The sequence below is a fragment of the Pelomonas margarita genome (assembly GCF_043555875.1).
GTDB lineage: Bacteria > Pseudomonadota > Gammaproteobacteria > Burkholderiales > Burkholderiaceae_C > Pelomonas > Pelomonas margarita.
In genome coordinates this window covers 263,831-278,835 of the sequence record NZ_JBIGHW010000005.1, presented here as the reverse complement: position 1 = coordinate 278,835, position 15,005 = coordinate 263,831, and the positions used below count along the sequence as shown (strand labels likewise).

Sequence of the window (15,005 nt, the reverse complement as noted above, 5' to 3'; positions counted from 1 at the left end):
TTTCGGCCGTGCCAGAAAGGCGCGGCAAAGCGCCCTCGAACGAGGCGCAAAGCGCAGCCATAGCTCGGGCTATGGCGAGCATTTGCAACGACGGGCGAGGGCGTTTTGGCGTGCAAGGCGGGCATGGGTGAAAGACTGTCAACCTCTCAGACCATGGGCGGCTTGCCGACGTAGCCGGTCAGCTCCAGGTAGCCCCAGCCGATCTCCTGGCCGGCGGCGTCCAGCAGGCGTGCGGCACCTTCCCAGTAGACGAGGCCGCTGCTGCGCCGGGCGTCTACCTCTTGCGCGTCGAAGGCAGCCTCCAGCCGCATCTCTCCGGCCGGGCTTTGCAGCCGCCAGGCCACCGGCCAGCGGCCGCCGGTGACGGGGCTGGTCCAGTGGCGCAGCGGCGTCATCACCACCTCGTCGGGGCGGAAGCTGCGGTCGGCCTGGCCCGGCGTGCGCACGCTGCCGCCGGCCCAGTCGCGCTGCCCGTCCTCGCGGCGCAGCTGGAAGAGTGTGAGCGCGCGGCCGTCGTGCAGGTTGATACCCAGCCAGTCCCAGCCTGCGGTGTCGCCGAGGTAGTTGTCGCTCCACTCGTGGTCCAGCCAGGCGCGGCCGGCCAGGCGCTGCGGGCGTCCGTCCAGCATGAGGTCGGCCGTCGTCGCGAGCTGGGGGCGGGAGTAGTAGTGGCTGAACTGGTCTTCGTCCGAGCCCTTGCGCGAGACGCCGCCCTCGCCCTGCAGCAGCGGCGGCGCGGAGGTGGCCAGTTGCAGCTCCAGCGTGAAGCCGGGGCCGGTGAACGCGGCGCGGTAGCCCTCGGCCGTGCGCGCGAGCGTCCAGTCGCGCAGCTTCAGCGCGCAGTCGCCCACGCGCGCCTCCACCACGCCGGGCAGCGCGCGCAGCAGCCGCTGGTTGTGGCGTTGCTTGCGGGCGACCAGGTCCGACAGCGCCACATGCCCCAGCAGCAGCTGCTTTGCTGCCAGCGGGCTGGGGTGGTCGCTCGGTGCCGGGCCGGGCACGCGGAAGAAGGTGAGCTGGTAGCCGTAGCGCGGCGGCTGGCCGGGCGTGCCCAGCAGGCCGGTGACGTACCACCACTCGATGCTCTGCGCCGGGTGGGCGCCGAAGTCGGCGGGGAAGCGCAGCGCCGCGCGCGCGTGCAGCGGCAGGGCGGCGAGCAGCAGGGCGCGGCGCTTCATGCGTCCTCCCGCACGGCGCGCACGGCATCGGCGCCCAGCGCGCGCCGTCCGGCCAGCAGCGACGCACCCACGGCGGCCGCGAACGCGAGGCCCACGAGGACGGCGAGGCGCGCGACGGGCAGGTGCATCTCCATGCTCCAGTGAAAACTTTGTGGGTTGACGACGAACACCAGCACCGCGCTCAGCCCCAGTCCCAACCCCAGGCCGGCCAGCGCGCCGGCGCCGCCGGTGAGGCTGGCTTCTACCAGCAGCAGCTTCATCAGCGCGCGGCGCGACAGGCCCAGGTGGCGCAGCAGCCCGAACTCGCGCTTGCGCGCCAGCGCCTGCGCCGACTGGCTGGCGATGACGCCGAACAGCCCCACCGCCAATGCCACGGCCTGCAGCCACACGGTGATGGCGAAGCTGCGGTCGAAGATGTTCAGCGAGAGGGCGCGCAGCTCGCCGGCGGCGGCGGTGTCGATGTCCTCGGCCTGCGCGGCGGCGGCACGCACGGCCTGGCGGGCGGCGTCCAGCGGCTGGCCGGGGTGCAGCCAGAGCGCGAGTTCGGTGATGCGCTCATCGCCGCTGGCGGCGCGGTAATCCGCCAGCGCCATCCACAGCGCCGCGCTTTGGCGGGAGTAGTCGCGCCACACGCCCATCACCTGCACGCTGACGCGGCGGCCGCTGTCCACCAGCTCCACGGTCAGCACCCGGCCGGGCTGCAGGCCGTTCTGGTCGCGCCCGGCCTCGTTGACCCACACCGCCAGTGCGCCCGGCGCCCGCTCGCCTTGCCAGCGCTGCAGCAACGGCAGGCCGCCTTCGTCTAGGGGTCGGGCGGTCAGCGACACCGGCTCGGCGCCCGGCGCCAGCCGCACGCGGGTGCTGCGCTGCGGCGCGCTGCGGGCGATGGCGGGCAGCTGGTCCACGGCTTGCAGGTAGGCCGGCGCTAGCGGGGCGGGCAGGCCGTCGGGACCGCGCAGCGAAGAGCGCACATAGAGGTCGGCCGGCAGCGCGTGATCCAGCCACTGCATCAGGGACGCGCGGAAACTGCCGATCATCACGGTCATCGCGACGGCCAGCGCCAGCGCCACCAGCACGCCGGCCAGCGAGCGGCGGGCTTCGGTGGCCTGATCGCGGCTGCGCTCGCGGGCCAGCAACAGCAGGGCGCCCGACGGCAGGCGCGCCAGCAGCGCCGCCAGCCCTCGCACCAGCGCCGGCACCAGCGCCATGCCGCCGATCAACAGCACGAACATCGACAGATAGGCGGCCACCGGCGTGCCGTCCAGCGGCGGCAGGGTGGCCAGCGCCGCGCCCAGCGCCAGCAGCCCCAGGCCCACCCAGGCCGGCAGCGTGCGCCCGGCCGGCAGCCCCAGGCCCTTGAGCACCAGGGCTGGTGCGATGCGGCGCACGGTGAGTGCCGGCGCCAGCGCCGCGGCCAGTGCCGCCACCAGGCCCAGTGCCCCATAGGCAAGCCCTGGTCCCAGCAGCGGCTGGTTGAACAGCAGTCCGACGGACGAGCCGCCCTCGCCATGCAGTCCCAGGTCGCTGCCCAGCAGCTTGAGCGCGCCGGCCGCCAGGCCCACGCCCAGCGCCAGGCCCAGCGCAGTGCCGACGACGCCGATGGCCGCGCCTTCGATGAGGATGAGCCGCCAGCGCATGCGTGCCGATACGCCCAACACGCCCACCAGCGCCCATTGCGGCTGCCGCTGTGCGGTGGCCAGAGACAGTACGGCGTAGACGAGGAAGCTGCCGGTGAACAGCGCCATCAGCGCCAGCAGGCCCAGGTTGACGCGGTAGGCGCGCGTCATGTCCGACAGGCGCTCGCCTTCATCGGCCGGCGGCTCGGCGCGCCAGTGGGCGGGCTGGCGTGCGGCCCAGGCGCGGGCGTCCACACCATCGGCGAGCTGGACGTCGATGCGGTCCAGCGCGCCCAGGCGGCCCAGCAGCTGCTGGGCGTCGGCAATGTCCAGCAGCGCCAGCGGGGCGTTGCCGGCGGCGATACGGCCGCCGACGGCGAACTCGACATCGCGCGGGGTGGGGTCGCCGGGCACGGCGATACGCAGCGTCAGCGTGGTCTGGCCCTCGGCCAGGTGGCGGCGCGCGGCGGCGTTGAGGTGCAGCGTGCGCGCGCCCAGAAGCGCGCCGGGGCCGCCGCCGTCGACCTGGGGCAGCAGGTCGGGCGCCAGCGGCCGGGCGCCGCCGGCCGAGGCCAGCAGGGCCAGCACGTCAGCGCCGGTGATGCGGATCAGCAGCGGCCGCTCATCGGCGCCAGTCTTGCCGCGCCAGACGGCCTGGCCCTGCAGCACGGGGTTGGCGGCGGCCACCTCGGGCTGCTGGAGCAGGGCGATGAAGTCGGCATCGGTCAGCGGGCCGCTGCGGGCGCGCAGTACGAGGTCGGGCTGGCCATTGACGCTGCGCGCCGCCCGCGCGAACTCGGTAAGCGCGGCGCCGTTGAGCAGGTGCACGCCGAAGGCGAGGGCGACGCCCAGCATGACGGCGATGACGGCCAGCACCACACGGCCGGGCTGGTCGCGCCAGGTGGGCCAGGTGAGGTGGCGCCAGAGGGATGTCATGGGGTGCGGCCTGCGCGCTGGTGTTGGTTGCCGCGGGAGGCCCAGCGGGGACGTCGCCCCGGCGGGCGACCTTCTTTTTGAGCGACCCCAAAGAGCGCTGCAGGGCGGGTCATGACCCGCCGCTTGCTGGTGAGCTGCCGCCCATGCCGGCGGGTCGAGACCCGCCCTACCGGCACGGCCGGTGGCGCCGAGCCACACCTACGCAACCGCATGCAACCCGCTGCCATCCAAGCGCAACCGCCGATCTGCCGCCTGCGCTGCCACGTCCGAGTGCGTCACCAGCAGACACGCCGCGCCCGCGTCCTGCGTGCAACGCCGCAGCAGGTGCAGCACCTCGGCCGCATGCCGCGCATCCAGGTTGCCCGTCGGCTCGTCCGCCAGCACCAGCCGCGGCCGGTGCACCAGGGCGCGCGCAATCGCGACCCGCTGCAACTGACCGCCCGACAACTGCCGCGGCATCCGCGCCGCCAGCGCGCCGAGGTTCACCGCGTCCAGCATCGCCGCCACGCGGCCGTCGTCCCGTTGCCGCAGCAGCCGCAATGGCAGCGCGACGTTGTCCGCCACGCTCAGGTGCGGCAGCAGGTGGAAGGCCTGGAAGATGAAGCCCAGCGACTGCCGCCGCAGCGCCGAGCGCGCCTCGTCGCCCAGCGGCCGCAGGTCCTGCCCGGCCAGCGTGATGGCGCCGGCATCGGCCTCGTCCAGCCCGGCCAGGCAGTTCAGCAGCGTGGACTTGCCGCTGCCCGATTCGCCCAGCAGCGCGACGATCTCGCCCGCAGCCAGGTCCAGATCGATGCCTGAGAACACCGGCACATCGCCGTAACGCTTGGCCAAGCCGCGCGCGCAAAGCACTGTCATGCGTTCATCAACCTCTGCAATCCGGGCAGCAGTTCAGCCAAGGGCTGCGCGCCATCGCAGGCGATGACGCGGCGCCTGGGCATGCTGCGCAGCCAGGTGACCTGGCGCTTGGCGAGCTGGCGCGTGGCGGCGATGCCGCGCTCGCGCAAATCACCGAAGTCATAGGCGTCCAGCGCCTCCCACACCTGCCGGTAGCCCACGCAGCGCATGGACGGCAGCGCCAGTGACAGGTCGCCGCGCGCGCGCAGCGCCTTCACCTCGTCGATCAGGCCGGCATCCAGCATCACGTCGAACCGCTGCGCCAGCCGCGCGTGCAGCCAGGCGCGGTCGGTGGGTTCCAGCGAGAACAGCGGCCAGTCCACGCCGTCGTCGCGCGACGCTGCGTGCAGCGTGCTCAGCGGCTGCCCGGTCAGGCGGATGACCTCCAGCGCGCGCTGGATGCGCTGGCTGTCGTTGGGGGCCAGGCGCGCGCCGGTCTCGGGGTCGAGGCTGGCCAGCTCGGCATGCATCGCCGGCCAGCCGCGCTGGGCCGCTTCGGCGTCGATGGCGGTGCGCAACTCGGCATCGGCCTGCGGCAGCGTCGACAGGCCGTCGAACAGCGCCTTGAAATACAGCATGGTGCCGCCCACCAGCAGCGGCAGCCGGCCGCGCGCGGCGATCTCGCCCGCGAGCCGCTTCGCGTCGCGAACGAACTCGGCGGCGGAGTAGCTGTCAGTCGGGTCGAGGATGTCGATGAGGTGATGCGGCACCGCGGCCTGTTCGGCGGCGGTGGGCTTGGCGGTGCCGATGTCCATGCCGCAGTACACCAGCGCCGAGTCGACGCTGATGATCTCGACCGGCAGCACCTCGGCGATGGCCAAGGCTGCCGCCGTCTTGCCACAGCCGGTGGGGCCAGCCAAACAAATCGGGGTCAGAAGCGCTCCCACGGCGCCAGGTAACGCCATTGCCCGACGGGCAGATGGCCCAGCGGGATGCGGCCGATGCGCACGCGCTTCAGGCCCACGACCTTGAGTCCGACCAGCTCGCACATGCGGCGGATCTGGCGCTTCTTGCCCTCGCGCAGCACGAAGCGCAGCTGCTGCTCGTTCTGCCAGCTGACCTTGGCGGGCTTGAGCGCCTCGCCGTCCAGCTCCAGGCCGTGGTTCAGCAGCGCGAGCTTGTTGTTGGACAGAGCCGCATTGGGCAGCGTGCCCTCGGGCACGGCTTCAGCGCCGGGCAGGCCGACGTACTCCACGCGCACGAGGTACTCCTTCTCGATGTCGGAGTCGTCGCCGATCAGGGCCTTGGCGATGCGGCCGTCCTGGGTCAGCACGAGCAGGCCGGTGGAGTCGATGTCCAGCCGGCCGGCAGGCGCCAGGTGGCGGTGGTGGTTGGGGTGGGGCTTGATGCCGGACGGGTCGTCCTTCCAGCGGTTCTCCTGCTGGAACAGCACGACGGCGGGCTCGTAGCCATCCTCGGCCTGGCCTGACACATAGCCGATGGGCTTGTGCAGCAGTACGGTGACGAGCTGGGCCTGCGCCTGGCGGGCGGCGGGGTCGATGTCGATCTGCACATCGCCGATGACGCGCTGGCCCAGCACGGCCACCTTGCCGTTGACGCGCACCCAGCCGGCGGCGATCCACTCGTCGGCCTCGCGGCGCGACGCGAGCTTGAGCTCGCTCATTCGCTTGGACAGGCGGTCCCCGTCCTCGGCGTCCACCTGGCGCGCCGGGTTCAGGCGCTGCTGCGGGCGCTGCGGCGGCTCGAAGCCGGGGCCGCGGTTGGCCACGCGGCGCTGGTCGACGCGCGGCGGACGGTCGTCGCGCGGGCGGTCGGCGGGGCGTTCGTCGCGGTGCTCGTTGCGGCGCACCGGCTCGCCGCGTTGCGCGCGCTGTGGGCCGTCGGGGTGGAAGCCGCCGGGCCGCGGGCCGGGGCGGTGGTCACGCGGCCAGTCGCTGCGGTCGCCACGATCATCGCGGTCATCGCGGCGGAAAGGCTCGCCGCGCTGCGGCGGGTATTCGGGCCGGAAACCCTCGGGCTTCGGCCGGGCCGGGCGCTCGTCGCGCCGCGTCGCGGGGCGTTCATTGCGCTGCGCCTGCGCCTTCTGAAACTGCTCCTCGCGCTCGGCGCGGTCGGCCTGGGCCTGGGCCAGCGTGGGGCGGGGTTTGGAGACGCCCTTGCCGCGCAGCGGCCCGCGTTTCTCGCCGTCGGCGGTACGGGCCGTCTTGGCGGCGGGTTTCTTGTTCTTGAGGGTGAGCGTGGCCATGGTTCAGCGTCCGCGGAGGAAAAGGGCGTCCAGCTCTTTCATGTCGAGCTGGCGCCAGGTGGGGCGGCCGTGGTTGCACTGGTCGGCGCGTTCGGTGGCTTCCATGTCGCGCAGCAGCGCGTTCATCTCGTCCAGCGTCAGCTGCCGGTTGGCCCGCACGGCGCCATGGCAGGCCATGGTGGCCAGGATTTCGTGCTGGGCGCGTTCCAGCACCGAGCTGGCGTCGAACTGTGCCATCTCGGCCAGCAGCTCGCGCGTCAGCGCGACAAGGTCGCTGGCCGCCAGCAGCGCCGGCCGCGAGCGCACGGCGAGCGTGCGCGTGGACAGCGGCGACACGTCCAGCCCGAGCTGGCTCAGCGTGTCGGCATGCTGCTCGGCGGCGGCGACCTCTTCGGCCGTGGCCGCGAAGCTGACCGGGATCAGCAGCGGCTGGCTCTCGATGGTCGTGGAGCCCAGCTTGGCCTTCAGCCGCTCGTAGACGACGCGCTCATGCGCCGCGTGCATGTCCACGATGACCAGGCCCTGCTTGTTCTCGGCCAGGATGTAGACGCCCTGGATCTGCGCGATCGCGCGGCCCAGCGGCCAGTCCTGGTTCTTGGGCAGCACGGGCAGGTCGACCAGCAGCGCGGGCCGGCTGTCGGGATGCGAGGTGGGCACGACCGGCCGGGCGGGTTGCCACAGCGCCTCGGTCTGCACCAGCGACAGCCGCACCTGCTCGGCCGTGGGCGGCACGGGCGGCGTGAAGGCGGCCGGCGCCGCGTAGGCCGGGCGCGGCTCGGCCACGTAGAGCGTGGCGGCGGCCGTCGGCTCGAAGGCCAGCGGCGCCATCGCCGACTCGATGGCCTCGCCGCCGGCCACCTCGGCGCTGCGCGATTGCGCCAGCGCGTCGATGAAGGCGCGGCGCACGGCCTGGTGGATGGCGCGGCCGTCGCGGAAGCGCACCTCGATCTTGGTCGGGTGCACGTTCACGTCCACCAGCTCGGGCGCGATCTCGATGAACAGCACGTAGCTGGGCTGGCGCTGGCCGTGCAGCACGTCTTCGTAGGCGGAGCGGATGGCGTGGCTGATGAGCTTGTCGCGCACGTAGCGGCCGTTGACCCAGACGTACTGCTGGTCGGCGCGCGAGCGCGAGGCCTCGGGCAGGCCGGCGCGGCCGGTCAAGGAAATGCCGGGCCGCCCCAAATTTCCTTGACCCCCTCGGGGGGCGGCCAGGACATTGGCCTGGCCTGGGGGCCTGATGACTCCGAGCGGGCCGGCGCTGTGCTCGAAGGCGCGGCTGTCGTGCACGAAGTCCTCGCCCAGCACGTCGCTGATGCGCTGCTCGACGGACGCGGCCCGCCACTGGTCGACGAGCTTGCCCTCGTGCCAGATCGCAAAGCCCACGTCCGGCCGCGCCAGCGCATGGCGGCGCACGGCCTCCACGCAGTGGGCCAGCTCGGTGGCGTCGGTCTTCAGGAACTTGCGGCGCGCGGGCGTGGCGAAGAACAGCTCACGCACCTCCACGCTGGTGCCGCGCGAGCGGGCGGCGGCGGACAGCTCGCCGCTGCGGGCGTCCAGCCGGTGGGCGTGGGCGGCGTCGGCTGTGCGGCTGGCCACCGACATCTCGGACACCGAAGCGATGGCCGCCAGCGCCTCGCCTCGAAAGCCCATGGTGGCCACGGACTCCAGTTCACCCAGCGACGCGATCTTGCTGGTGGCATGGCGCTTCAGCGCCAGCGGCAGCTGTGTCACGGGGATGCCGCAGCCGTCGTCCTCCACGACGATGGCGCGCACGCCGCCGGCCATCAGCTTGACCAGCACGTTCTTCGCCCCGGCGTCCAGCGCGTTGTCCACCAGCTCACGCACCACCGAGGCCGGCCGCTCAACCACCTCGCCGGCGGCAATCTGGCTGATCAGCTCATCGGGCAGCTCGCGGATCACGCGCGGCGGGGCAAGTTCTGGCAGGGGCACATCCATCCGCGGGATTATCGACGGGGTGTCATGGTGGCGTCGGGATAATGCCGCGCCATGGACTTGCTGACCTTCCTGATCGACTTCATCCTGCATGTGGACAAGCACCTGGCCACCTTCGTGGCTGCCTATGGCATCTGGGTGTACGCGCTGCTGTTCGTCATCGTGTTCACCGAGACCGGCGTGGTGGTGATGCCCTTCCTGCCGGGGGATTCGCTGCTATTCGTCGTCGGCGCGCTGTGCGGCGCGGGGCTGATGAGCCTGCCGGTGGCAATCGCGGTGCTGCTGGCCGCCGCCATCCTGGGCGATCAGTGCAATTACATGATCGGCCGCTACATCGGCCCCAAGGTCTTCCAGTGGGAGCAGTCGCGTTTCTTCAACAAGAAGGCGTTCGACGCAGCCCATGCCTTCTACGAGAAGCACGGCGGCATCACCATCATCATTGCCCGCTTCATGCCCTTTGTGCGCACCTTCGTGCCCTTTGTGGCCGGCGTGGCCGAGATGAGCCGCGGCAAGTTCACGCTGTTCAACGTCGTGGGCGCTGTCATCTGGGTGGTAGGCCTGTGCGTGGCCGGCTACCTGTTCGGCAACCTGCCGTGGGTGCAGACGCACCTGAGCAAGATCATCTGGGCCATGATCGTCATCCCGGGCCTGATCGTCATCGCCGGCGGCCTGCGGGCGCGATTCAAGGGTCAGCCGGGCTGACTTTCCGAACGGACAGTACTGCGGGACTAGAGTCGCGAGCTTTGCGACTCTAGTCGGAGATCCCGATGACTCTGTCCCCCCTCACGCGGGCGGCGCTTGCCCTGGCCTGGACGACCTCCGGCCTGGCGCAGGCCGCTACCGTGGCCGAGCCGACGCTGATGCTGCGTCAGCCCGCCGTCTCCAAGACCCATCTCGCCTTCGTCTATGGCGGCGACCTGTGGCTGGCCGACCGCAGCGGTGCCCACCCGCGCCGGCTCACCAGCCACGCGGCCAGCGAGTTCGCGCCGCGCTTCTCGCCGGATGGCCGGCAGATCGCGTTTTCGGCCAGCTACGACGGCAACACCGATGTCTACGTCATTGGCTTGGACGGCGGCGATGCGAAGCGGCTGACCTGGCACCCGGCGCCCGACATCGTCAACGGCTGGAGTCCGGACGGCCAGCGCGTGCTCTTCGCGTCGCCGCGCGAGGTGCTGAACAACCGCAGCAACCAGCTGTTCGAGGTCAGCGCCACGGGCGGTTTTGAAAAGCGGCTGATGGCAGCCGTGGCCTTCGAGGGCGCCTGGTCGTCCGACGGTCGTCAGCTGGCCTATCGGCCCTACAACGCGGCCTACAGCGGCCCCAGCGGCTGGCGCCAGAGCCGCGGCGGCTCGACGCCGCCGGTGTGGATCATGGACATGCAGGGCCCGCAGGCCGGCCAGCGCTGGCAGCAGATCCCGCACGTCAATGCGACGGATTCTGCGCCCGTGTGGGCCGGCCGCGAGGTGGTGTTCATCTCCGACCGCGACGGCGACGCGACCGGCGTGGCCAACCTGTTTGCGTTCAACCCGGCCACCCAGGCGCTGCGCCAGCTGACGCGCGAGACCCGCTGGGACGTGCGCAGCGTGGACGCCGTGGGCGGCACGCTGGTGTACGAGAGCGGCGGCCGCCTCAAGCAGATCGAGCTTGCCGGCGGCACCCCGGTGACGCTGGACATTCGCGTGGCCGACAGCGGCGCGCTGGCCCGCCCGCAGTGGCGCGACGCCGCCCGGGCGCTGAGCTCGGCGCGCCTGTCCAGCACGGGCAAGCGCGTGCTGGCCAGTGCGCGTGGCGAGGTGTTTTCGCTGCCGGTCAAGGACGGCAGCGTGCGCAACCTCACCGAGAGCGCCGGCGTGCGCGAGAAGGACGCGCTGTGGAGTCCGGACGGCCAGCGCGTGGCTTATGTGTCGGACGCGCCGGGCATGCGGCATGAGCTGATCCTGCAGGCGCAGAACGGCCTGGGCCCGCGCGAGCGCTTTGCGCTGGGCAAGGGCAGCTACTTCACGCTGCTGGACTGGTCGCCCGACGGTCAGACGCTGGTGCTGCACGACAACCACCTGAACCTCTACACGCTCGGCCTCGCGCCCGGCGCGCAGCGCGGCCAGCTGGTGAAGCTGGCGTCGGACGCGCGGCGCTTCGGCTCCGAGGGCTTCTCCGTGTCGTTCTCGCCGGACAGCCGCTGGTTGGCCTACACCACCTCGGGCGAGAACTACTTCGGCCGCATCTGGCTGCACGAGCTGGGCAGCGGGCGCCATCACGCCGTCACCGACGGTCTGTCGCACGCGGGCAATCCGGCGTTCTCGCCCAAGGGCGACGTGCTGTACTTCAGCGCGTCCATCAACTCAGGCCCTGGCCAGGTGGGGTTGGACCTGTCCACGCAGGAGCGGCCGCGCCGCGCCGGGCTGTACGCGCTGGTGTTGGCGGCCGATGGCAAGTCACCGCTGGCGCCTCGCCCGGGTGACGAGGAGGGCCGCAAGGACGACGACGAGGCCACCAAGCCCGCCGCCAAGAAGCCTGACGACACCAAGCCGGAGGCGAAGAAGCCGGCCGCGCCCAAGCCGATCCGGATCGACCTGGAGGGTCTGCCGCACCGGCTGGTGGCGCTGCCGCTGGCCGAGCGCAACTACGACAACCTGGCCGTGGGCGCGGACGGCGCACTGTTCTACCTGCAGCGCCCGCAGCCCGGAGCCAGTAACGAGGCGCCGCAGGCTGAGCGCCGCGCCACCGCCGAGCTGTGGCGCTACGACCCGCAGGAGCGCAAAGCCAAGCGGCTGAAGGAGGGCGTGGCCGAGTTCTCTCTGAGCGGCGACGCCAAGAAGTTGCTGCTGACGCTGGCCGGCAATGTGTTGGAAGTGGGCGACGCCAATGACAAGCTCGACGGCAAGCCGGTGGAGCAGTCGCTGCGCATGCGCGTGGACCTGCGTGCGGAATGGCGGCAGATTTTTGACGAGACCTGGTGGATGCAGAAGGAGTTCTTCTATGACGCCGCCCTGCACGGCATGGATTGGCAGGCCGTCTACGACCGCTACCTGCCGCAGTTGGCCTTCGTGCAGCGTCGCGAGGACCTGAACGACCTGCTGGTGCAGCTGATCGCCGAGCTGCAGGTGGGCCACAACCGCGTGGGCGGGGGGGATGTGCTGCAGGAGCCCACCGTGCCCGTGGGCCTGCTGGGCGCGGACTTCGCGCTGGAGGGCGGCCGCCACCGCATCACGCGTATCTACGCCGGTGACCGCCTCAACCCGCACCTGCGCGCGCCGCTGGCCGCTCCCGGCCTGGGCGTGAAGGCGGGCGACTTCCTGCTCGCCATCAACGGCCGCGAGCTGGATGCTGCGACCAACGTGCATGCGCTGATGGAGAACACGCTGCGCAAGCAGGTCGTGCTGACCGTCGCGCAGGACGCTGCCGGGACGGGCAAGCGCGATGTGACCGTGGAGCCTGTGGCCAGCGACGCGCTGCTGCGCCGCTGGGCGTGGATCGAGGGCAACCGCGAAAAGGTGCAGGCCAGGAGCGGCGGCAAGATTGCTTACGTCTACATGCCGGACACAGCGGGGCAGGGTTTCGAGCACTTCAACCGCATGTTCTTCGCACAGATCGACAAGCCCGCCCTCATCGTGGACGACCGCCGCAACGGCGGCGGCCAAGCAGCGAACTACGTGATCGAGCTGCTGTCCCGCCCCTACCTGGGGGGCTGGAAGGACCGCGACGGCCTGGTGTTCGAGACACCCGGCGGTGCCATCTACGGCCCCAAGGCCATGCTCATCGACCAGGATGCCGGCTCCGGCGGCGACTTCATGCCCTACGCCTTCAAGCGCGTGGGCCTGGGGCCGCTGATCGGCAAGCGCACCTGGGGCGGGCTGATCGGCATTTCGGCCAACCCGCCGCTGATCGACGGTGGCTTCCTGACGGTGCCGTACTTCCGCTTCTACACGCCCGAGGGCGAGTGGCGCATCGAGAACGAGGGCGTGGCACCGGACATGGACGTGGAGCTGGACCCCGCGGCCGTCAACCGCGGCGAGGACACGCAGCTTGACGCGGCCATCGCCGACGTCATGAAGCGGCTGGCCACGTGGAAGCCCGTGCAACGCAAGACGGCGCCCGCGCCGGCAACATTGGGCCGATGAAAGCCTGGTCGGCGTTGTCCCTGCGGGGCCGGCTGTTCCTGCTGGCCCTGCTGCCGTTGCTGGCGTCGCTGGCGCTGATCGCGTTCGCAGTGCGCCACCAGGAGCAGTCGCTGGCCGAGCGCGAGCAGGCGCTGGTGCGTGCCAGCTACCTGGACGCGCGCCGCACCGAGCTCAAGCACTACGTCGACCTGGCCGTCAGCACGGTTCGGCCGCTGCTGGGGCAACCCGACGGCCAGCGCCGCGCGATGGACATCCTGCAGTCGCTGGACTACGGCCGCGACGGCTACTTCTTCGTCTACGACCTGCAGGGTCGTGTGCTGATGCATTCGCGCCAGCCCGAGCTGACCGGCCAGAACCTCTGGGAGCTGCGCGACCCGCAGGGCCGGCCCACCATCCAGCAGCTGATCGCGCAGGCCAAGGCCGGCGGCGGCTATGTGGAGTACCAGTGGCGCAAGCCGTCCAGCAGCCTGCTGGCGCCCAAGCTGGGCTATGTGGTGGCCGTGCCCGAGTGGGGCTGGATGCTGGGCACGGGGTTGTACCTGGACGGCATCGAGGCCACCATGGCCGAGTTGGCGCGCGGCGCCCGCCACAACATCACGGTCACGCTGCTGTGGGTGGGCGCGGTGGCCGTCATCGGCGTGGCGCTGATCAGTGCCGGCGCGCTGGCGCTCAACCTCAGCGAACACCGCAGCGCCGAGGCCAAGCTGCGCGCGCTGGCCCGCGAGGTGGTGCAGAGCCAGGAGGATGAGCGCGCGCGTCTGGCCCGCGATCTGCACGACGGCGTCAGCCAGGCGCTTGTTGCGACCAAGCTGCTCATCGAGTCAGCCCAGCAGGCGCCGGCCGAGGCTGAGCGGCTGCAGGCGCTGGCACTGAAGCGGCTCAACAGCACGCTGGCCGAGGTGCGCCACCTGTCGCATGCGCTGCGCCCGGCGCTGCTGGACACGCTGGGCTTGGCCGCAGCGCTGCAGCACCTGGCCGGCGAGTTCGACGCGGCCGGCGGCACGCGCTTCACCGCGCGGGTGCGCGGTGATGAGCTGGCGCTGCCCGAGTCTGTGAAGACCGCGCTGTTCCGCATCACGCAGGAGGCGCTCAGCAACGCGGCCCGCCACGCGCAGGCCACGGCCGTGACGGTGATGCTGGCCTTTGAGCCGCGGGGCGGCGTGGCGCTGGAGGTGGAGGACGACGGCCGAGGCTTCGATGCCCACGCTGCCCAGGCCGTGGCCGACCGGGGCCTGGGCCTGCGCAGCATGCGCGAGCGGGCCGACGCGCTGGGCGCGGTGCTGAGCCTGGTGACCGCGCCGGGCGTGGGCTGCCGCCTGCGCGTCACACTCTCGGCTGCCGACCTCGCCCGCATTGCCCCATGACCGCCGCCCCCATCCGCATCCTGCTCGTCGACGACCACCCCATGGTGCGCGAGGGCCTGGTGGCGCGCCTGGCCGGCGTGCCGCGCTTCGCCGTGGTGGGCGAAGCCGGCAACCGCGACGAGGCACTGGCGCTGCTGGCGCGGGTGGCGCCCGACGTCGTGCTGATGGATGTCGGGCTGAAGGATGTCAACGGCATCACGCTGGGGGCTGAGATGCTGGCCGCGCGGCCTGCCATCAAGCTGCTGATGTTCAGCATGTACGACAACCCCGAGTACGTGCAGCGCGCCCTGCAGGCGGGCGCGCGCGGCTATGTGCTGAAGGACGCGCCGGCCACCGAGATCGTGTCGGCCATCGATGCGGTGGCGGCCGGCGGCACCTTCCTGAGCGCGGCCGTGTCGGGCCGGCTGTTCCGCAGCCAGGCGCCGAAGCCGGTGCTGACGCCGCGCGAGAGCGAGATCCTCGCCAAGCTGGGGCAGGGCGCGTCCAGCAAGCAGATCGCGCGCGATCTGGACCTGTCCGTGCGCACGGTGGAAGCTCACCGCCAGAGCATCAAGCGCAAGTTGGACCTGGAGGGGCAGGCCGAGCTGATCCGGTATGCGGTGGAACACGCGCGGGACGCTGGGGTTGACCCTTAGGTAATCCCGCGCGCCTGGCCCGCGTGGCTTGACCGATGCCCGGCCGGGGCGGTTTTTCGACACTGACCGGCCCGGCAGCGCCGCCCATCCCGACGTGCGCGCCGC

At 71.8% G+C, this 15,005-nt stretch carries 10 protein-coding genes; 4 read left to right on the top strand and 6 right to left on the bottom strand.

Going from position 1 to position 15,005, the window contains the following annotated elements; genetic code table 11:
• Positions 1-146 precede the first annotated feature (146 nt).
• The 6 genes from ACG0Z3_RS12050 to mutL all read right to left on the bottom strand — a co-directional run bounded on the left by ACG0Z3_RS12050 (position 147) and on the right by mutL (position 8,786).
• Positions 147-1,178, bottom strand: coding sequence for a lipocalin-like domain-containing protein (locus tag ACG0Z3_RS12050; protein WP_394397730.1), 1,032 nt, complete (start codon positions 1,176-1,178; stop codon positions 147-149).
• Positions 1,175-3,730: an ABC transporter permease gene (locus ACG0Z3_RS12045; protein WP_394397729.1), complete on the bottom strand. Its 2,556-nt coding sequence runs from the start codon at positions 3,728-3,730 to the stop codon at positions 1,175-1,177. The genes ACG0Z3_RS12050 and ACG0Z3_RS12045 overlap by 4 nt, the downstream gene beginning before the upstream one ends.
• 198 nt (positions 3,731-3,928) lie before the next feature.
• On the bottom strand, positions 3,929-4,585 hold the full coding sequence (locus ACG0Z3_RS12040) for an ABC transporter ATP-binding protein (protein ID WP_394397728.1): 657 nt from the start codon (positions 4,583-4,585) through the stop codon (positions 3,929-3,931).
• Positions 4,582-5,529: a tRNA (adenosine(37)-N6)-dimethylallyltransferase MiaA gene (miaA, locus tag ACG0Z3_RS12035; RefSeq protein WP_394397727.1), complete on the bottom strand. Its 948-nt coding sequence runs from the start codon at positions 5,527-5,529 to the stop codon at positions 4,582-4,584. Before miaA ends, ACG0Z3_RS12040 begins: the two co-directional genes overlap by 4 nt.
• Entirely contained in the window at positions 5,496-6,830 is a 1,335-nt protein-coding gene (locus ACG0Z3_RS12030) for a pseudouridine synthase (RefSeq protein WP_394397726.1), read from the bottom strand. Before ACG0Z3_RS12030 ends, miaA begins: the two co-directional genes overlap by 34 nt.
• Before the next feature lie 3 nt (positions 6,831-6,833).
• Positions 6,834-8,786, bottom strand: coding sequence for a DNA mismatch repair endonuclease MutL (gene mutL, locus ACG0Z3_RS12025; RefSeq protein ID WP_394397725.1), 1,953 nt, complete (start codon positions 8,784-8,786; stop codon positions 6,834-6,836).
• Between the two features lie 51 nt (positions 8,787-8,837).
• On the opposite strand from mutL, the gene ACG0Z3_RS12020 reads away from it, so the two are divergent.
• The 4 genes from ACG0Z3_RS12020 to ACG0Z3_RS12005 all read left to right on the top strand — a co-directional run bounded on the left by ACG0Z3_RS12020 (position 8,838) and on the right by ACG0Z3_RS12005 (position 14,900).
• Complete coding sequence (locus tag ACG0Z3_RS12020) at positions 8,838-9,485, top strand: DedA family protein (protein WP_394397724.1); 648 nt, start codon at positions 8,838-8,840, stop codon at positions 9,483-9,485.
• A gap of 65 nt (positions 9,486-9,550) precedes the next feature.
• Positions 9,551-12,901: a S41 family peptidase gene (locus ACG0Z3_RS12015; protein ID WP_394397723.1), complete on the top strand. Its 3,351-nt coding sequence runs from the start codon at positions 9,551-9,553 to the stop codon at positions 12,899-12,901.
• Complete coding sequence (locus ACG0Z3_RS12010; protein ID WP_394397722.1) at positions 12,898-14,265, top strand: cache domain-containing protein; 1,368 nt, start codon at positions 12,898-12,900, stop codon at positions 14,263-14,265. The genes ACG0Z3_RS12015 and ACG0Z3_RS12010 overlap by 4 nt, the downstream gene beginning before the upstream one ends.
• Positions 14,262-14,900: a response regulator transcription factor gene (locus ACG0Z3_RS12005; protein WP_394397721.1), complete on the top strand. Its 639-nt coding sequence runs from the start codon at positions 14,262-14,264 to the stop codon at positions 14,898-14,900. Before ACG0Z3_RS12010 ends, ACG0Z3_RS12005 begins: the two co-directional genes overlap by 4 nt.
• Positions 14,901-15,005: the final 105 nt, after the last annotated feature.

Bases quoted from the DNA above. Each gene is read 5' to 3' on its own strand.
- ACG0Z3_RS12050 (WP_394397730.1), bottom strand. From the start codon at position 1,178: ATGAAGCGCCGCGCCCTGCTGCTCGCCGCCCTGCCGCTGCACGCGCGC.
- ACG0Z3_RS12005 (WP_394397721.1), top strand. From the start codon at position 14,262: ATGACCGCCGCCCCCATCCGCATCCTGCTCGTCGACGACCACCCCATG.
- ACG0Z3_RS12015 (WP_394397723.1), top strand. From the start codon at position 9,551: ATGACTCTGTCCCCCCTCACGCGGGCGGCGCTTGCCCTGGCCTGGACG.
- ACG0Z3_RS12030 (WP_394397726.1), bottom strand. From the start codon at position 6,830: ATGGCCACGCTCACCCTCAAGAACAAGAAACCCGCCGCCAAGACGGCC.
- miaA (WP_394397727.1), bottom strand. From the start codon at position 5,529: ATGGCGTTACCTGGCGCCGTGGGAGCGCTTCTGACCCCGATTTGTTTG.
- ACG0Z3_RS12010 (WP_394397722.1), top strand. From the start codon at position 12,898: ATGAAAGCCTGGTCGGCGTTGTCCCTGCGGGGCCGGCTGTTCCTGCTG.
- ACG0Z3_RS12020 (WP_394397724.1), top strand. From the start codon at position 8,838: ATGGACTTGCTGACCTTCCTGATCGACTTCATCCTGCATGTGGACAAG.
- ACG0Z3_RS12045 (WP_394397729.1), bottom strand. From the start codon at position 3,730: ATGACATCCCTCTGGCGCCACCTCACCTGGCCCACCTGGCGCGACCAG.
- mutL (WP_394397725.1), bottom strand. From the start codon at position 8,786: ATGGATGTGCCCCTGCCAGAACTTGCCCCGCCGCGCGTGATCCGCGAG.
- ACG0Z3_RS12040 (WP_394397728.1), bottom strand. From the start codon at position 4,585: ATGACAGTGCTTTGCGCGCGCGGCTTGGCCAAGCGTTACGGCGATGTG.